Origin of the sequence: Pseudomonas monteilii NBRC 103158 = DSM 14164 (assembly GCF_000730605.1) — a bacterium.
Lineage (GTDB): Bacteria > Pseudomonadota > Gammaproteobacteria > Pseudomonadales > Pseudomonadaceae > Aquipseudomonas > Aquipseudomonas monteilii.
The window spans coordinates 83,459-102,719 of the sequence record NZ_BBIS01000033.1; the positions used below are offsets into that span (position 1 = coordinate 83,459).

Below are 19,261 nucleotides of genomic sequence, written 5' to 3' on the forward strand. Positions count from 1 at the left end.
TGTACATCCTTGGTCGCCAATTGCTGCCCGCCACGTTCGCGTTGCAGCCGGCCCGACTCAACCAGACACTGGCAGGAACACCCCATGACGGACGCCTTCGAACTCCCGCTCTCGCTGGTCCAGGCTCTGGCGCAACGCGCCGCACAGACCCCGGACAAGGTAGCCTTGCGCTTTCTGGCCGACGCCCCTGGCGAGCAGGCGGTGCTCAGCTATCGGCACCTCGACCAGCGCGCGCGCACCATCGCCGCCGCTCTGCAGGCCCGTGCCAGCTTCGGCGACCGTGCGGTATTGTTGTTCCCCAGTGGCCCGGATTATGTGGCAGCGTTCTTTGGCTGCCTGTATGCCGGCGTGATCGCGGTGCCGGCGTATCCGCCGGAATCTGCGCGCCAGCACCACCAGGAGCGTTTGCTGTCGATCATCGATGACGCCGAGCCGCGCCTGTTGCTGACCGTGGCGGCGCTGCACGGCAACCTGCAGGGCCTGGAAGCCCTGGCAGCGGACAACGGCCCTGAGCTGCTGGCAGTGGACAGTCTGGCCCCGGCGTTGGCCGCGAACTGGCGCGAACCTGTGCTGAAAGGCGATGACATCGCCTTCCTGCAGTACACCTCGGGCTCCACCGCGTTGCCCAAGGGCGTGCAGGTCAGCCATGGCAACCTGGTGGCCAACGAGCAGTTGATTCGCCAAGGCTTCGGCATCGACCTCAACCCCGACGACGTGATCGTCAGCTGGCTGCCGCTCTATCACGACATGGGCCTGATCGGTGGCCTGCTGCAGCCCATTTTCAGCGGCGTGCCGTGCGTGCTGATGTCGCCGGGCTACTTCCTGGCCCGGCCGCAGCGCTGGTTGCAGGCCATCAGCGAGTACGGCGGCACCATCAGCGGTGGCCCCGACTTCGCCTACCGCCTGTGCAGCGAGCGGGTCAGCGAGGCCTCGTTGGCCGGGCTCGACCTGAGCCGCTGGCGCGTGGCCTATTCCGGCTCCGAGCCGATCCGCCAGGACAGCCTGGCGACGTTCGCCGACAAGTTCCAGGCCTGCGGCTTCGACCCGCAGAGCTTCTTCGCCAGCTACGGCCTGGCCGAAGCCACCCTGTTCGTCAGCGGCAGCCGCCGTGGCCAGGGTATCGCCGCGCTGGAGCTGGACGCCGAAGCCTTCGCCGCCAACCGTGCCCAACCGGGCCAGGGCAGCGTGCTGATGAGCTGCGGCTACCCGCAGCCCGGGCACGCCGTGCGCATCGTCGAGCCCCGGCAACTGCAGGTGCTGGGCGATAACCAGGTAGGTGAAATCTGGGCTGGCGGGCCGAGCATCGCCCGGGGGTACTGGCGCAACCCCGAAGCCAGCGCCCGCACCTTCGTTGAAATGGACGGCCAGACCTGGCTGCGCACCGGCGACCTGGGCTTTATGCGCCAGGGCGAGGTGTTCGTCACCGGGCGCCTGAAAGACATGCTGATCGTGCGTGGGCAGAACCTCTACCCGCAGGACCTGGAAAAAACCCTCGAACGTGAAGTTGAAGTACTGCGCAAAGGCCGGGTGGCCGTGTTCGCTGTCGAGCATCAGGGCGAGGAGGGCATCGGCGTGGCGGTGGAGATCAGCCGCAACGTGCAAAAGGCAATCAAGCCCCAGGACCTCATCAAGACCCTGCGCCAGGTAATCGCCGATGCCTGCCGCCAGGCCCCGGCCGTGGTCCTGCTGCTGAACCCCGGCGCGCTGCCCAAGACCTCCAGTGGCAAGCTGCAGCGCTCGGCCTGCCGCCTGCGCATGGGCGATGGCAGCCTGGACTGCTATGCCCGCTTCCCGGATGTGAGCGAAGCCGCTACAGGCGCGGGTGCTGCCGATGAACTGCAGGCACGCATCGCTGCGGTGTGGCGCGACATTCTCAAGGTCGAGGCGATTGCGGCGCACGACCACTTCCTGCTGCTGGGCGGCAACTCCATCGCCGCCACCCAGGCCACCGCCCGACTGGCCGATGAGCTGGGTATCAACCTGAGCCTGCGCACCCTGTTCGAAGCGCCGGTGCTGGCCGATTACAGTAGCGCTGTGGCGTCGATCATCGCGCAGGGCGCTGCCGAAGGCGCCACTATCGCAACCCTGGAACGCGGCCACGCCTTGCCCCAGTCGCTGGCGCAAAACCGCTTGTGGCTGATGTGGCAGTTGGAGCCACAATCGGCAGCCTACAACATTCCGGCCGGCCTGCAGCTGCGTGGCGAGCTGGATGAAAGCGCGCTGGAGGCTGCCTTCCAGGCGCTGGTGGCACGCCACGAATCCCTGCGTACCGTCTTCAGTGAAGAAGACGGCCAGGCCCTGCAGCGTATCCTGCCGCAACAGCCGTTCAGCCTGCGCCGCCTGGACCTCGAAGGCCAGGCCGCAGAGCAGGTCAGCGCCCAGCGTGAAGCCGAAGCCCGTCAGCCGTTCGACCTGACCCAAGGCCCGTTGCTGCGCGTGACCCTGGCCCGGCTGGGCGACGAAGACCACCAGCTGTGGGTGACCCTGCACCACATCGTCGCCGACGGCTGGTCGCTGAACATCCTGCTGGATGAATTCGCCAAGCTGTACGCCGCCCGCTGCCAAGGCCTGGAGACCAGCCTAGCGCCGCTGACCCTGGGTTACGCCGACTATGGCACCTGGCAGCGACAATGGTTGGCCGACGGTGAAGCCGAACGCCAATTGCAGTACTGGAAGGCACAGTTGGGTGATGACCTGCCGGCGCTAGATCTGTGCGCCGACCACCCCCGTGCCAGCCAGCGCGAGCACAGCGCCGCACGCTTCAACCTCAAGGTGCCGGCCAAGCTCGCCGAAGCACTCAAGGGCCTGGCCCGCGAACAACAGGCCAGCCTGTTCATGGTCCTGCTGGCCGGCTGGCAGGCGCTGCTGCACCGCTACAGCGGCCAGGCCGACATCCGCGTCGGCGTGCCCAACGCCAACCGCCCGCGCCTGGAAACCCAAGGCATGGTCGGCTTCTTCATCAACACCCAGGTGCTGCGCGCACAGCTCGACGGTCGCCTGCCGTTCACGCAGCTGCTGGCCCAGGTGCGCCAAGCCACCCTGGACGCCCAGGCCAACCAGGACCTGCCGTTCGAACAGCTGGTCGAAGCCCTGCCCGAAGCACGCGAGCAGGGCCTGTTCCAGGTCATGTTCAACCACCAGCAGCGCGACCTTTCGGCCTTGCGTCGCCTGCCGGGCCTGCTGGCCGAGGAGCTGCCGTGGCACAGCCGCGAAGCCAAGTTCGACTTGCAGTTGCACAGTGAAGAAGACCACCAGGGCCGCCTGAGCCTGGCCTTCGACTATGCCGCCGAGCTGTTCGACGTCAGCACTGTCAAACGCCTGGCCCATCACTTGCTGGCGCTGCTGGAGCAAGTCAGTGCTGCGCCACAGCGGGCCTTGGGCGAGGTGCAATTGCTGGACGAGGCTGGCCGAGCGCAGCTGCTGAGCTGGGGCCAGGCGCCGGCCATCGCGCCGCAACGGCTGCTGGTCGAGCAGCTTAACGAACAGGCCCGACTGACCCCGCAGCGCACAGCGCTGGCCTGGGACGGCGGCAGCCTCGACTACGCCGAGCTGCACCAGCAGGCCAACCGCCTGGCCCATTACCTGCGTGACAAAGGCGTCGGCCCCGACACCTGCGTAGCCATTGCCATCGAGCGTTCGCCGCAGTTGCTGGTTGGCCTGCTGGCCATCCTCAAGGCCGGCGGCGCCTACGTGCCGCTGGATGTCGACTACCCGGCCGAACGCCTGGCTTACATGCTCGCCGACTGCAACGCCGGCCTGTTGCTGAGCCACAGCAGCCTGCTGGGCAAGCTGCCACAGGTCGACGGCGTCAGCGCCATTGCCCTCGACCAGTTGCACCTGGACAGCTGGCCCAGCCACGCGCCCGGCCTGCACCTGCACGGCGACAACCTGGCCTACGTGATTTACACCTCCGGCTCCACCGGCCAGCCCAAAGGCGTGGGCAACACCCATGCGGCACTGGCCGAACGCTTGCAATGGATGCAGACCACCTACGCGCTGAACGACAGCGACGTATTGATGCAGAAGGCGCCAATCAGCTTCGACGTATCGGTATGGGAATGCTTTTGGCCGCTGGTCACCGGTTGCAAGCTGGTACTGGCCGGCCCCGGCGAGCACCGCGACCCGCAGCGCATCGCTGCGCTGGTACAGGCCCATGGCGTGACCACGCTGCACTTCGTGCCGCCGCTGTTGCAAGTGTTCGTCCAGGAGCCGCAGGTGGCCGCCTGCAACAGCCTGCGCCGCGTGTTCTCGGGCGGCGAAGCGCTGTCTGCCGCCTTGCGCGACCGCGTGTTGCAAGTGCTGCCGCAGGTGCAACTGCACAACCGCTATGGCCCGACCGAAACCGCCATCAACGTCACCCACTGGCACTGCCAGGTGGCGGATGGCGAGCGCTCGCCCATCGGCCGCCCGTTGGGCAATGTGCTGTGCCGCGTGCTGGACGATGAGCTGGAACTGACCGCTCCCGGCGTACCGGGCGAGCTGTACCTCGGTGGCGCAGGCCTGGCCCGTGGCTATCTGGGCCGCCCCGGCCTTACCGCCGAACGCTTCGTGCCCCAGGCCGACGGCAATGGCGAACGCCTGTACCGCAGCGGCGACAGCGCCCGCTGGCAGGTTCAGCTTGAGGCCCTGGAGTACCTCGGTCGCCTCGACCAGCAGGTGAAGGTGCGCGGCTTCCGTGTCGAGCCTGAGGAAGTACAGGCCTGCCTGTTGGCCCAGACCGGTGTCGAGCAGGCACTGGTATTGATTCACAAGGATGCCGTCGGCGCGCAACTGGTCGGCTATTACAGCGGCAGTGCCCAACCCGCCGAGTTGCTGGCGGTGCTGGCTGAGCAACTGCCGGCCTATATGGTGCCGGCTCAACTCATCCCGCTGGCACAGATGCCACTGGGCCCCAGCGGTAAAGTCGACCGCAAGGCGCTGCCGGCACCGGTGTGGCAGCAACGCGAACACGTCGAGCCAAAAACCGAACTGCAACAGCAGGTCGCTGCCATTTGGCGTGAGGTGCTGAACCTGCCGCGTGTCGGCCTACAGGACGACTTCTTCGCCCTGGGCGGGCACTCGCTGCTGGCCACCCAGATCGTCTCGCGCAGCCGCCAGGCTTGTGACGTCGAGCTGCCGCTCAAGGCCTTGTTCGAAGCCAGCGAGCTGGGCGCGTTCTGTGCCGAGATCGAACGCATCCGCGCCGCCGGCGAGCGCAACCTGCAAGGCGAAATCGCCCGTGTCGACCGCCGTCAGGCCGTACCGTTGTCGTATTCGCAGCAGCGCATGTGGTTCCTCTGGCAAATGGAGCCGGACAGCCCGGCCTACAACGTCGGCGGCATGGCGCGCCTGCGCGGTACCCTGCATGTAGACGCCTTCGAGCGTGCGTTGCAGGCGCTGATCGTGCGCCACGAAGCCCTGCGCACCACCTTCCCCAGCATCGACGGTGTGCCGTACCAGTGCGTGGCCGAAGACAGCGGCCTGCAGCTGGACTGGCAAGACTTCAGCGCCTTGCCCGCCGATGCCCGCCAGCAACGCCTGCAACAACTGGCTGACGACCAGGCGCACCAGCCGTTTGACCTGGAGCGTGGCCCGCTGCTGCGCGCCTGCCTGGTCAAGGCCGAGGAGCGCGAGCACTTCTTCGTGCTGACCCTGCACCACATCGTCACCGAAGGCTGGGCCATGGACATCTTCGCCCGCGAACTGGGCGAACTGTACGAGGCCTTTGTCGATGACCGCGAATCGCCGCTGGCGCCGCTGCCGGTGCAATACCTGGACTACAGCGTGTGGCAACGGCAGTGGCTGGAAAGCGGCGAGGGGGCCCGCCAGCTGGATTACTGGAAGGCTCGCCTGGGTGACGAACACCCGGTGCTGGCATTGCCCGCCGACCGCCCGCGCCCGGCCGTGCAGAGCCACCGTGGCGAGCTGTACCGCTTCGAGCTCGACCCGGCACTGGTCGCTCGCGTGCATGCCTTCAACAGCCAGCGCGGCCTGACCCTGTTCATGACCATGACCGCCACCCTGGCCGCCTTGCTGCACCGCTACAGCGGCCAGCGAGACCTGCGCATTGGCGCGCCGGTGGCCAACCGCATTCGCCCGGAAAGCGAAGGCCTGATTGGCGCCTTCCTCAACACCCAGGTGCTGCGTTGCGAGCTGGACGGGCAGATGACCGCCAGCGAACTGCTGGAGCAGATGCGCCAGGCCGCCATCGAAGGCCAGTCGCACCAGGACCTGCCGTTCGACCAGCTGGTCGAGGCCTTGCAGCCACCGCGCAGCAGTGCCTACAACCCGCTGTTCCAGGTGATGTGCAACGTGCAGCGCTGGGCCTTCCAGCAAAGCCGTACGCTGGCCGGCATGCAGGTGGATTACCTGGTCAACGACGCCAGCGCCACCAAGTTCGACCTGTACCTGGAGGTGACCGACCTCGACGGCCGCCTGGGCTGCTGCCTGACCTACAGCCGCGACCTGTTCGACGAGCCACGCATCGCGCGGATGGCCGAGCACTGGCAACAACTGCTGGTCGGTCTGCTGGACAACCCGCAACAGCGCCTGTGCGAGCTGCCGATGTTGAGCAGCGCCGAGCAGCAGGTGTTGTTGGGGCAGTTGCAGGGTGAGCAGGACTTCGACCTTGTCCACACGTTGCATGGCCTGTTCGCCGCCCAGGCGGCACGCACGCCACAGGCGGGTGCGCTGACCTTCGCCGGCCAGCACATGACCTACGCCGAGCTCGACCAGCAGGCCAACCGCCTGGCCCGCGCCTTGCGTGAGCGCGGTGTCGGCCCACAGGTACGCGTGGGCCTGGCGCTGGAGCGCTCGCTGGAAATGGTCGTCGGCCTGCTGGCCATCCTCAAGGCGGGCGGCGCCTATGTACCGCTGGACCCTGAGTACCCGCGCGACCGCCTGCGCTACATGATCGAAGACAGCCGCATTGGCTTGCTGATCAGCCAGCGCGAGCTGCTGCAAACCCTGGGCGAGCTGCCTGAAGGTGTGGCCCGCTGGAGCCTGGAAGACGATGCCGCCAGCCTGTCGGCCTACAGCGATGCACCGCTGGACAACCTCAGCCTGCCGCAGCACCAGGCCTACCTGATCTACACCTCCGGCTCCACCGGCAAGCCCAAGGGCGTGGTGGTCAGCCACGGCGAATTCGCCATGCATTGCCAGGCGGTGATTGCCGCATTCGGCATGCGCAGCGATGACTGCGAGCTGCATTTCTATTCGATCAACTTCGACGCGGCCAGCGAGCGCCTGTGGGTGCCGCTGCTGTGCGGTGCCCGCGTGGTGCTGCGTGCCCAGGGGCAGTGGGGTGCCGAAGAGATCTGCCAGCTGGTACGTGATCAGCAGGTAAGCATTCTGGGCTTTACCCCCAGCTATGGCAGCCAGTTGGCCCAGTACCTGGGCGGGCAAGGCGAACAACTGCCGGTGCGCCTGGTGATTACCGGTGGCGAAGCGCTGACTGGCGAGCACCTGCAGCGTATTCGCCAGGCCTTTGCGCCGCAGCATTTCTTCAACGCCTACGGCCCAACCGAAACCGTGGTCATGCCGCTGGCCTGCCTGGCGCCAGAAACGCTGCCGGCAGAGCTGGGCAGCGTGCCGATCGGCCGCGTCATCGGGAGCCGCACGGCCTACATCCTCGACGAAGACCTGGCGCTGTTGCCGCAAGGTGGCATTGGCGAGCTGTATGTCGGCGGTGCCGGCCTGGCCCAGGGTTACCACGACCGCCCGGGCCTCAGCGCCGAGCGCTTCGTCGCCGACCCGTTCAGTACCGAAGGCGGGCGCCTGTACCGCACCGGCGACCTGGTACGCCTGGGCACGGATGGCCTGGTGGAGTACGTCGGCCGTGCCGACCAGCAGGTGAAGATTCGCGGCTTTCGCATCGAGCTGGGCGAAATCGAAAGCCGCCTGCAAGCACATGCCGATGTCGACGAGGCTGTGGTGCTGGCCCTCGACCTGCCCGGTGGCAAGCAACTGGTGGGTTACCTGGTGTGCAAGCAGGCCGCTGCCGGTAGCGAGGCGCAAAACGTGTTGCGCGACGCGGTGAAAACCGATGCCCGCCAGCACCTGCCGGACTACATGGTGCCTGCGCACCTGGTGGTGCTCGAAAGCCTGCCGCTGATGGGTAACGGCAAGCTCGACCGCCGTGCCTTGCCGCTGCCCGATCTGGAGCAGGCCCGCCAGCAATACCAGGCACCCAGCAACGAAGTGCAGGCGCAACTGGCGCAGATCTGGCGCGATGTGCTCAACGTGGCCCAGGTTGGCGTGCAAGACAACTTCTTCGAACTGGGCGGCGACTCGATCCTGTCGATTCAGGTGGTCAGCCGGGCCCGCCAGGCCGGCTTGCAATTCACCCCACGCGACCTGTTCCAGCACCAGACCATCCAGACCTTGGCAGCGGTGGTGAAGCACAGCGAAGCCGTGAGCACCATCGAGCAGGGCCAGCGCCAGGGCCAGGCCGGCCTGACGCCGATCCAGCACTGGTTCTTCGACAGCGAAGTGCCGCAGCCGCAGCACTGGAACCAGGCGGTGTTGCTGGAGGCGCGTCAGCCGCTGGATGAGGCTGCGCTGGCGCAGGCCTTGGCCGCACTGCTTCAGCACCACGACAGCTTGCGCCTGCGCTTCAGCGAGGCCCGTGGCCGCTGGCAGGCCGAGTACGCCCAGCCAGCCGCCGAGCAACTGCTGTGGACCGCCACTGTCGCCGACTTTGCCGATTGCCAGGCGCTGTACACCGACTTGCAGCGCAGCCTCGACCTGCAACAGGGCCCGCTGCTGCGTGCCTTGCTGGTGCGTGACGGGCAGGGCAGTCAGCGCCTGTTGCTGGCGATTCATCACCTGGTGGTCGATGGCGTGTCCTGGCGGGTACTGCTGGAAGACCTGCAGGCGTTGTACCGTGGCCAGCCGCTGCCGGCCAAGACCCACGCCATGGGCGACTGGGCCGCGCGCCTGGCCAGCTACGCGGGCAGCGATTCGCTGCGTGACGAACTGGGCTGGTGGCAAAGCCAGCTGGGTGGCGTGCGCCGCGAGTTGCCGTGCGACCACCCGCAAGGCGGCAACCTGCACCGCCACGCCCACACCCTGGCCATCGGCCTGGATGTGGAGCAGACCCGGCAGCTGCTGCAACAGGCCCCGGCGGCCTACCACACCCAGGTCAACGACCTGCTGCTGACGGCGCTGGCGCGAGCCTTGTGCCGCTGGAGCGGCGATGAGGAAGTGCTGGTGCAGCTTGAAGGCCATGGCCGTGACGGGTTGTTCGAAGACATGGACCTGACCCGTAGCGTCGGTTGGTTCACCAACGCGTATCCGCTCAGCCTGCGCCCACAGCCAGGCGAGGACGATGCGGCGCGGGCCGGTTCGATCAAGCGCATCAAGGAACAACTGCGCCAGGTGCCGCACAAAGGCCTGGGCTACGGCGTGCTGCGCTACCTGGCCGACCCGCAAGGGCGCGAGCAGATGGCGGCCTTGCCGCAGGCGCGCATCACCTTCAACTACCTGGGCCAGTTCGACCAGCAGTTCGACAGCGCGGCGCTGTTCCAGCCGCTGGAAGCCCCGGCCGGCTTGGCGCATGACCTCGACGCACCGCTGCCCAACTGGCTGAGCGTCGATGGCCAGGTGTATGGCGGTGCCTTGCAACTGCGCTGGACCTTCAGTGCCGAACGCTACGACGAACGCACCATCGCAACGTTGGCCGAGGCCTACCGCCAGGAGCTGCTGGCGCTGGTCGCTCATTGCCTGGCCGATGGCAACGGCAGCTTCACCCCGTCGGACTTCCCGCTGGCACACCTTAGCCAGGAGCAGATCGACACGCTGCCTGTACCAGCAGCACAGATCGAAGACGTCTACCCGCTGACGCCAATGCAGGAAGGCATGCTGCTGCACACCCTGCTGGAGCCGGGCACGGGCCTGTACTACATGCAGGACCGCTACCGCATCAACAGCGCCCTGGACCCCGAGCGTTTCGCCCAGGCCTGGCAGGCCGTGGTGGCGCGCCACGAAGCGTTGCGCGCATCGTTCAGCTGGAACAGCGGCGAGGCGATGCTGCAGATCATTCACAAACCGGGCAACCTGGCGGTGGATTACCAAGACTGGCGCGGCCTCGCGGACGACGCTCAGGAGCAGCGCCTGCAAGCCCTGCACAAGCAGGAGCGCGAGGCCGGGTTCGCCCTGCTCAGCGAGGCGCCTTTCCACCTGCGCCTGGTGCGCGTGGCCGACGAGCGCTACTGGTTCATGATGAGCAACCACCACATCCTGATCGATGCCTGGTGCCGCTCGCTGTTGATGAACGACTTCTTCGAGGTGTACCAGGCCCTTGGCGAAGGCCGTCAGGCCCAACTGCCGGTGCCGCCACGTTACCGCGACTACATCGGCTGGCTGCAACGCCAGGGCCTGGACGATGCACGCGCCTGGTGGCAGGCGAACCTGGCCGGTTTCGAGCGCGCCACTGCCATCCCGAGTGACCGCCCGCTGCGCCATGACCACGCCGGCAGCGGCATGGTGGTGGGCGATTGCTACACCCGCCTTGACGCCAGTGATGGCGTGCGCCTGCGCGAACTGGCCCAGGCCCACCAGCTTACCGTCAACACCTTCGCCCAGGCGGCCTGGGCCTTGGTGCTGGCGCGTTACAGCGGCGACCGCGATGTGGCCTTTGGCGTGACCGTGGCCGGGCGCCCGGTGAGCATGCCGCAGATGCAGCGCACCGTCGGCCTGTTCATCAACAGCGTTGCCTTGCGCGTGCAGTTGCCGGAAGCCGGTGAGCGCCACAGTGTGCGCCAGTGGCTGCAAGGCCTGCTGCAAAGCAACATGGAGCTGCGCGAGTACGAATACCTGCCGCTGGTGGCGATTCAGGAGTGCAGCGAGCTGCCCAAAGGCCAGCCGCTGTTCGACAGCCTGTTCGTGTTCGAGAACGCCCCGGTGGAAACCGCCGTGCTCGATCATGCCCAGCACCTGAATGCCAGTTCCGATTCGGGCCGTACCCACACCAACTTCCCGCTGACGGCGGTGTGCTACCCGGGCGACGACCTTGGCCTGCACCTGTCGTTCGACCAGCGCTACTTCGACTTCCCGACCGTCGAGCGCCTGCTGGCCGAGTTCAAGCGCCTACTGCTGGCGCTGGTGCAAGGCTTCGAGGGTGAGGTAAGCGAACTGCCGCTGCTGGGGGCAGAAGAACAGCGCTTCCTGCTGGAAGACTGCAACCGCACCGACCGCGACTACCCGCTGGAGCACAGTTACATTGCGCTGTTCGAAGCGCAGGTGGCCGCGCACCCGGAACGTACCGTGGCCCGCTGCCTGGAAGCGTCCTACGACTATGCCGGGCTGAACCTGGCAGCCAACCGCCTGGGCCACGCCCTGATCGCAGCGGGTGTGAGCGTGGACCAACCGGTGGCGCTGCTGGCCGAGCGCGGCTTGCCGCTGCTGGGCATGATCGTTGGCAGCTTCAAGGCCGGTGCGGGCTACCTGCCACTGGACCCGGGCCTGCCGGCGGCGCGCCTGCAAAGCATCATCCAGCTCAGCCGTACCCCGGTGCTGGTGTGCAGCGCGGCCTGTGCCGAGCAAGGTCGGCAACTGCTGGGCGAACTGGAGGCTGCGGTACGGCCACAGTTGCTGGTGTGGGAGGACATCCAGGCCAGCCCGGTTGCCAGCCATAACCCAGGCATTCACAGTGGCCCGGACAACCTGGCCTATGTGATCTACACCTCAGGCTCCACCGGCCTGCCAAAAGGGGTGATGGTGGAGCAGCGCGGCATGCTCAACAACCAGCTGAGCAAGGTGCCGTACCTGGCGCTGAGCGAGCAGGACGTGATCGCCCAGACTGCCTCGCAAAGCTTCGACATTTCGGTGTGGCAGTTCCTCGCCGCACCGTTGTTCGGGGCCAAGGTGGAGATTGTGCCGAACGCCATCGCCCATGACCCGCAGGGCCTGCTGGCACATGTGCAGGCTACCGGCATCACTGTGCTGGAAAGCGTGCCATCACTGATTCAAGGCATGCTGGCCAACGACCACCAGGCCCTCGATGGCCTGCGCTGGATGCTGCCGACCGGCGAAGCCATGCCACCGGAGCTGGCGGCGCAGTGGCTGCAACGCTACCCGCATATCGGCCTGGTCAATGCCTACGGGCCGGCAGAATGCTCCGATGATGTGGCGTTCTTCCGTGTCGATGCTGCGTCGACCCAAGGCAGCTACCTGCCGATCGGCACACCGACCGACAACAACCGACTGTACCTGTTTGGTGAAGACCAGGCGCTGGTGCCGCTGGGTGCGGTGGGCGAGCTTTGCGTGGCGGGTACCGGTGTGGGCCGTGGCTATGTCGGCGACCCGGTACGCACGGCCTTGGCGTTCATTCCTCATCCTTACGGAGCGCCGGGCGAGCGCCTGTACCGCACCGGCGATCTGGCGCGGCAGCGCCCGGACGGAGTGCTGGAGTACGTCGGGCGCATCGACCACCAGGTGAAGATCCGCGGTTACCGCATCGAGCTGGGCGAAATCGAAGCGCGCCTGCACGAACAGGCGGAAATCCGCGACGCTGCGGTGGGCGTGCAGGAAGGCGTCAATGGCAAGCATCTGGTCGGTTACCTGGTGGCCCACCAGGGTATCGCCGCTGACGCCGGGCTGCTGGAGCAGGTGAAGCAACGCCTGCGTGCCGAGTTGCCGGAATACATGGTGCCGCTGCACTGGGGCTGGTTCGACCACCTGCCGCACAACGCCAATGGCAAGCTCGACCGCAAGGCGTTGCCGGCCATCGACATCGGCGGCCAGCACAGCCAGGCCTATCAGGCGCCGCGCAACGAGCTGGAGGAAGTGTTGGCCGGTATCTGGGCCGATGTGCTCAAGACCGAGCGGGTGGGGGTGCGCGACAACTTCTTCGAGTTGGGCGGGCATTCGTTGCTGGCCACGCAGATCGCTTCGCGGGTGCAGAAACAGCTGCAACTGAACGTGCCACTGCGGGCGATGTTCGAGTGCAGCACGGTAGAGGAGCTGGCCGAGTATGTGCAGGGGTTGCAGGGCAGTGCGCTGGATGACGACAAGGTCGACCGGCTCAGTGACCTGATGGCCGAGCTGGAAGGGTTGTAAACCTGCACTGGCCTCTTCGCGGGTAAACCCGCGAAGAGGCCGGCACAGGCAACCCGTATTTCAGCGCTTGCCGAGAATTTTGCCCAGCATCTCCGGCCGAGGTGCCCCTTGCTGGCTCTGCAAGTTGCCCTGTTCATCCTGATAGAAAATCGCCGGGGTTGCTTGCAACCCCATCTCTTCCATCAACGCCATGTTCGCCGCCAGCTTCTGCTGCACGGCCTCCGGCACCTGCTCCAGTGCCTTCAGCTTGCTGGCCTTGCCGGCTTTTTCATGCGCTTGCAATGCCTTGGCCGGGTCTTTCGCCGCCAGCAGGGCTGCCGATTTGCCCGGGCTGTCCTCGCGGATGATGCCGACCATGATATGGCGCAACTGCACCTTGCCCGATTCCACCCATGGCCGTGCCTGTTCCCAGAACATATTGCAGTACGGGCAGTTCGGGTCGCTGAACAGGTACACCTTGCGTGGCGCATCGGCCTTGCCGTCGGCAATCCACGCGGTTTTCTCCATCTTCGCCCAGATTTCCTTGCTCATCGGCGCATACACCAGCTTTTCCAGCGGTTCGGCGCTCAGGTCCTTGCCTTGTTCGTCGAACAGGCTGCCGACCAGCACATGCTTGCCGTCGGGGGTGAGGTACAGGGCCAGGGCGTTGTTCTGGTACTCGGCGGCGTAACCGCGCAGGCCGTTGGGCGCGTCGAAGCTGCCTTTGATCACGGCGCCCTTGGCTTGCAGTTGCTGAACGGCCTTGGGCAGCTCTTCGGCCTGCAAGGCGGGGTCGGCCAGCAGGGCCAGGGACAGGGGCAGCAGTGCAGTCAGTCGCATGTCAGTTTCCTTGTGCGGCAGGGGCGGGCGCGGTGGCCCGGTCGAAAGGCTCCAGGGCGTGGCGCAGGCTGGCCCGGGAAAGCTCGCCCAGGTGGCTGCCGACCAGCCGCCCGTCGGCGTCGTAGAACAGGGTGGTGGGCAGGGCCATGGAGCCGACGCGCTGGGCCAGCAGGCCGGTGCCGTCGAACAGCACATGGGTCAGGCTCAGGCCGGTGGTGGCAAGGAAGGTGCTGACGTTTTCCGGGGTTTCGCCCTGGTTGACGAACAGGAAGGTCACGTGCGGATAGTCGCTTTGCGCCTGTTGCAGCACCGGCATTTCCCGGCGGCAGGGCGGGCACCAGGTGGCCCAGATGTTGATCACCAGCGGCTTGCCACGGTAGCTGTGCAAGGCGACGGATTGGCCGCCAGCGTTGCGCAGGCTCAGTTCCGGCAGCTCGGTGCCTTTGCTGTACAGGTGCCCGCCCAGGCTGGCCAGGCCCCAGAACAACGCACCACTGAACAGCGCCCAACCCAGCGGGCGACGCAGGCCCGGTTGGCGCCAGCCCTGCCACAGGGCTGCGAGGACGATACCGGCCAGGCCCGACCAGAACAGGAAGCCGCCGTCACGGATGTCGATGATTTGCAGTGGGTCGCCCTGGTACATCGGCCAGTAGGCCAGCACGAAGCCGGCACGGGCACACAGCAGGCCGATCAGGAACAGGTTGAACAGTGCCGACTCCGGGCTTTCGCCACCACGTCGGGCGACGAACCAGCCGACCACGCTGGCGATCCCCAGGGCGGCGAGCATCAGCAGGTGGTTGAGGGCCATGGTCAGTGGCCCGAGGGTTACGGTCAGCATCAGCCTTGGCTCCTGGTTTGGGCCCAGTGCTGCTGGAACGTGGCGGCGTCCACTTCACCTGTGATGCGCCGCGCGCGGCGTTCGTCGCCTTCCGGGCCGATCCAGATGATGCTGGGCGGGCCGGGTACCTGGTAGCGCTGCAGCAGGGCTTTGCTGGCCGGGGTGTCGGCGGTCACGTCCAGGCGCAGCAAGTGCACGCCGGCCAGGCCGGCCTGCACGTCGTTGCGGGCGAACACCTGCTTTTCCATCACCTTGCACGACACGCACCAGTCGGCGTAGTAGTCGAGCATCACCCACTGGCCGCGGGCCTTTGCCGCATCCAGTTCACGTTGCAGGTTTTCAGGGCCGCTCACCGTCACGAAACGGTCTTCGGCATGCTGGGCGGCGGCCGGTGTGGCGCCCCCTGCGAACGGGCGCAGGGGTTGCCAGAGGTCGTCGCCGCCGGCTGCTGCGCCTACCAGCAACAGGCCGCCCCACAGGGCGCCCAGCAGTGGCACGGCGCGCAATGCTGGCTGGCGCTGCAAGGCCGGCCAGCTGGCCCAGGCCAGGGCGATCAGCCAGGCGCCACTCAGCGCCAGCAGCAGGGTGGCGGGCAGCAGGCTGCGCAGGGTGTACAGCGCCATGGCCAGGAACACGAAGCCGAACACGCCCTTGACCCGCTCCATCCAGGCGCCCGGACGCGGCAGGTAGCGGTTGCCCAGGGTCACCAGCAACAGCAGCGGTACGCCCATGCCCAGGCCAAGGCTGAACAGCACCAGCGCGCCTTGCAACACGTCGCCGCTCTGGGCGATGTACAGCAGCGCACCGGCCAGTGGCGCGGTCATGCACGGGCCAAGCAGCAGGCCGGACAACGCCCCCAGCAGTGCGGCGCCATACAGGTTGCCGCCACGGGTGCCTTGCCCGGCGCGGTCCAGGCGGTCGCGCAGGGCGGCGGGCAGTTGCAGTTCGAAGGCGCCGAACATCGGCAGGGCCAGCAGCACGAACAGCCCCGCCAGGCTGCCCAGCAGCCAGGGTTGCTGCAGCCAGGCTTGCAGGCTGGCACCCAGCAGCGCGGCGACCACGCCCAGGGCGGCGTACACCAGCGCCATGCTTAGCACATACACCCCGGCCAGCAGCCAGCCGCGCCGGGCGCTGGCGCCGTTGCCCAGCACCAGCCCGGCCAGAATCGGCAGCATTGGCAGCGAGCAGGGGGTAAAGGCCAGCAGCAGGCCAAGGCCGAAGAACGCCAGCAGGCTCCAGGCCAGGTGGCCCTGTTGCAGGCCGCTGGCCAGTGCCTGGTCGCCGGCTTGCTCGGCGACAGGCGCCACACTGCCACCCAGGTCGATTTGCGTGGTTTGCGGCGGGTAGCACAGGCCGGCGTCGGCACAGCCCTGCCAGCCCAGGCGTAGTTGTCCCTGGGCATTGGCGGGCAGCAGCAGCTCAAGCTGGTCGCGGTACACCGCGCTGTCACCAAAGAACTCGTCATGGTGGTTGAGCGCCGGCGGCAGCTGCGGGTGCTGGTCGGCGGGCAGACCGTCGAACTTCAGGCGCTTCTGGTACAGGTAGTAGCCCTGCTTGATCTGGAAGTACAGGCGCATCTGGCCGTCGGCCTGGCGGTCGTGGGTGAGCACGAAGGCTTGGTTGACCGGTAGAAAGTCAGGTTTGACGTCGAACGGGTTGGCCTGCAAGGGGCCGGCCAGCAACAGTGTCAGGAAGAGCAGGAAAACGCGCATGTCTTCGCCTTGGCAGATCCAGGAATGGGGCCATGCTGGCTGGAGTCGATTAACTCAAGGTTAACCCCTTTTCAACGGATACGAATTGTGGCCCCCTGTATGTCGGTCTTGAATCTCTGCGATTCGTCGAACTGAAGGCGGAGCAAACGTGCAGCATTGTGAACGACAGGTGGTATGCCGGGCGCTGCAGTGGTTTGGCAAGCGCCAGAAGGTGGCGCTGTGAGTGTGATCGCGCTGGTGTTGGCGGCTGGCAGCAGCACGCGCTTCGGTTCCGACAAGCGCCGGGCGACCCTGGCCGATGGCCGCAGCCTGCTGGCGCACAGTGTGGAGCGGGCCAGGGCGGTGTTCGACGAGGTGCGTGTGGTCTTGCGTGAGGGGGAGCGCGGGGAGGATTTCGGGTTGCCTGCCGGTTGCCGGGTAATCGGCAGCCCAGATGCCGCGTCCGGTATGGGGCATAGCCTGGCTGTCGGGGCACGGTCGCTTCACGACAGCCAGGCACAGGCGGTAGCGATTTTGCTGGGTGACATGCCATGGATCGAGCCGACAACCCTGGGCCGGCTGGTCGAGGCCGCCCATGCGTCCCGTATCGTGCTGCCACGCCATGCAGGGCAGCAGGGGCACCCGGTGATCTTCGGGCGGGATTTCTGGCCGGCGCTGGGGCAACTGCATGGCGATGAAGGGGCACGCTCGGTGGTGCATGCTCACCGAGGTAGCTGTGTGGTGGTCGAGCTGGAAGATGCGGGGGTATTGCTGGATGTCGACACGCCGCTGGGCCTCGCTTAGTTCATAATCCCACCTTAATCTGCCCAAGGTGCAATGCCAGCCATACCACTCCGGGAGCCCCACCATGCACGTTCTGCTCTGCGAGGACGACGACCTGATCGCCGCCGGCATCTGCGCCGGCCTTACTGCCCAGGGCCTGACCGTTGACCGGGTGGGTAACGCCGCCGATGCGCGGGCGATGCTGCAGGCCGCGCAGTTCGATGTGATGATTCTCGACCTCGGCCTGCCTGACGAAGACGGCTTGAAACTGCTGCGCCGCCTGCGCCAGCAGGGCGAAACACTGCCGGTACTGGTGCTGACTGCCCGTGATGCCGTCACCGACCGCGTCGATGGCCTGCAGGCCGGTGCCGACGACTACCTGCTCAAACCCTTCGACCTGCGCGAGCTGGCCGCTCGTCTGCACACCCTGCTGCGGCGGGTGGCGGGGCGGGCGGTGAATGTGATCGAACACGGGCCTTTGCGTTACGACCCCAGCAGCTGCGAGGCGACCCTGGCCGGGCGGCCGGTCGACTTGTCCCGCCGGGAGCAGGCCCTGCTCCAGGCATTGCTGCAGAACCCCGGGCGGGTGTTGTCCAGCGAACAACTGAAAGACTGCGTGTATGGCTTTAGCGACGAAGTCGAGAGCAATGCCCTGAACGTGCATATCCACCACCTGCGGCGCAAGCTGGGCAACGGCATCGTCGAGACCGTACGTGGCCTGGGCTACCGCCTGGGCCCGGCGCAGGCGCCGGAAGAGGCCGCATCATGAGCCTGCGGGTACGCCTTAGCCTGATCCTGGGCAGTGCCTTCGTGATCATCTGGGTGCTGGCCGCTGCGTGGATGCTGCGCGACCTGCGCCAGCAAATGATGTTTTCCCTCGACCAGCGCCTGGTGGCGTCGGCGCGTATGGTCGCCGGGCTGATCGACCAGCTGCCGCAGCCGCTCACCGCCAAGGGCGGGGAGGCGCACATTTCTGCCGACCAGTTCAGCGTGCCGGACGGCATGGCCTGCCAGGTCAGCTCGCTGCGTGGCGAGATCCTTGCCAGCAACCACAAGCACGATGGCGCCATGGACGACGAGCGCAGTGGTTTCCGTGACCAGACGATCGACGGTGCATTGTGGCGTACCTTTACCTACAACCATGGTGATGTGCGCATCACCACGGCTGACCGGCACATGGAGCGTGAAGCGCTGAACCAGTCGATTCTGCTGGCGGCTTCGGCACCGGTGCTGATGGCCCTGCTTGGCAGCCTGGGGTTGTTGTGGATTGGCCTGGGCAAAGGCCTGGAGCCGCTCAACCGCATGCGCGATGCGCTACGGCGAAGGCGTGCTGATAGCGTCGAGCCACTGCAGGTGGCAGGCATGCCCAGCGAACTGCAGCCGTTGCTGGAAACCCAGAACCAGCTGTTCCTGCGCATTGCCCAGACCATCGAGCGCGAGCGGCGCCTGACCGACGATGCCGCCCATGAGCTGCGCAGCCCGCTGACCGCGATCAAGACCCACCTGCAAGTGGCGCGCATGACCGACGGTGCCGTGCGCGAGCAGGCGCTGGAACATGCCGAACAAGGGGCCGACCGCATGCATCGCACGCTGGAGCAGTTGCTGATGCTGGCGCGGGTAGAAGGCAGCCTGTCGTTCGAAGATGGCGTGCAGTGCAGCGCCGAACAGGTGGCCCGGCAGGCGGTGCAGGACGCAGGTGGCGGCGATAACCGGCGCATCGTGCTGCGTTTGCCTGAAGAAGCGACGCAGATCTACCTGGGCATGCCGGCCCCCTTGGCGGTGGCCGCACTGCGCAACCTTCTGGACAACGCCTTGCGCCATGGTGGCGACGAGGCAGTAGAGCTGGAGGTGCAGATGGCCGACGGGCAGGTGGGGTTCATGGTGCGCGACCATGGGCCGGGGATTGCCGACGCCGACCTTGAGCACCTGACCGAGCGCTTTTGGCGTAACGGACAGAGTAGTGGGTGCGGGTTGGGCTTGGCGATCGTGCAGGCGATCGTGCAGCGGTGTGCGGGTAGCCTGAGGTTCGACAGCCGTAGCGATGGTTTGCGGGTCTTGCTGCAGGTGCCGGCGCGCTCGGCCAGTTGACTTC

General features: G+C 66.8%; 7 protein-coding genes. 4 read left to right on the plus strand and 3 right to left on the minus strand.

The features are described from left to right. The first annotated feature begins 84 nt into the window (after positions 1 to 84). A complete protein-coding gene (locus tag PM2_RS17930) occupies positions 85 to 13,038 on the plus strand; it encodes a non-ribosomal peptide synthetase (RefSeq protein WP_028699382.1) in 12,954 nt (4,317 codons plus the stop codon). A 60-nt stretch (positions 13,039 to 13,098) separates the two neighbouring features. Here PM2_RS17930 and dsbG read toward each other — a convergent pair whose 3' ends face one another. From dsbG to dsbD, 3 genes are read right to left on the minus strand one after another with little or no spacing between them, the layout of a single operon-like run. After that, entirely contained in the window at positions 13,099 to 13,857 is a 759-nt protein-coding gene (gene dsbG, locus PM2_RS17935) for a thiol:disulfide interchange protein DsbG (protein WP_028699383.1), read from the minus strand. Position 13,858: 1 nt separating this feature from the next. Beyond that, positions 13,859 to 14,695, minus strand: a complete 837-nt coding sequence (locus PM2_RS17940) for a TlpA disulfide reductase family protein (protein ID WP_028699384.1) — start codon at positions 14,693 to 14,695, stop codon at positions 13,859 to 13,861. Continuing rightward, positions 14,695 to 16,407: a protein-disulfide reductase DsbD gene (dsbD, locus tag PM2_RS17945; RefSeq protein WP_028699385.1), complete on the minus strand. Its 1,713-nt coding sequence runs from the start codon at positions 16,405 to 16,407 to the stop codon at positions 14,695 to 14,697. The genes PM2_RS17940 and dsbD overlap by 1 nt, the downstream gene beginning before the upstream one ends. Positions 16,408 to 16,626: 219 nt before the next feature. Here dsbD and PM2_RS17950 point away from each other — a divergent pair, with 219 nt between their 5' ends. The 3 genes from PM2_RS17950 (at position 16,627) to PM2_RS17960 (ending at position 19,257) form a co-directional block, all read left to right on the plus strand. Continuing rightward, positions 16,627 to 17,190, plus strand: a complete 564-nt coding sequence (locus PM2_RS17950) for a nucleotidyltransferase family protein (RefSeq protein WP_028699386.1) — start codon at positions 16,627 to 16,629, stop codon at positions 17,188 to 17,190. Between the two features lie 64 nt (positions 17,191 to 17,254). After that, positions 17,255 to 17,938 carry a response regulator gene (locus PM2_RS17955; RefSeq protein WP_028699387.1) on the plus strand — a complete coding sequence of 228 codons (684 nt, stop codon included), beginning with the start codon at positions 17,255 to 17,257 and terminating at the stop codon, positions 17,936 to 17,938. Further along, positions 17,935 to 19,257 (plus strand): ATP-binding protein, encoded by a 1,323-nt coding sequence (locus PM2_RS17960; protein WP_027609465.1) that lies wholly within the window; start codon positions 17,935 to 17,937, stop codon positions 19,255 to 19,257. The genes PM2_RS17955 and PM2_RS17960 overlap by 4 nt, the downstream gene beginning before the upstream one ends. Positions 19,258 to 19,261 lie beyond the last annotated feature (4 nt).

Coding starts and splice junctions, on each gene's coding strand:
- PM2_RS17930 (WP_028699382.1), top strand. CDS start 85: ATGACGGACGCCTTCGAACTCCCGCTCTCGCTGGTCCAGGCTCTGGCG.
- dsbG (WP_028699383.1), bottom strand. CDS start 13,857: ATGCGACTGACTGCACTGCTGCCCCTGTCCCTGGCCCTGCTGGCCGAC.
- PM2_RS17940 (WP_028699384.1), bottom strand. CDS start 14,695: ATGCTGACCGTAACCCTCGGGCCACTGACCATGGCCCTCAACCACCTG.
- dsbD (WP_028699385.1), bottom strand. CDS start 16,407: ATGCGCGTTTTCCTGCTCTTCCTGACACTGTTGCTGGCCGGCCCCTTG.
- PM2_RS17955 (WP_028699387.1), top strand. CDS start 17,255: ATGCACGTTCTGCTCTGCGAGGACGACGACCTGATCGCCGCCGGCATC.
- PM2_RS17960 (WP_027609465.1), top strand. CDS start 17,935: ATGAGCCTGCGGGTACGCCTTAGCCTGATCCTGGGCAGTGCCTTCGTG.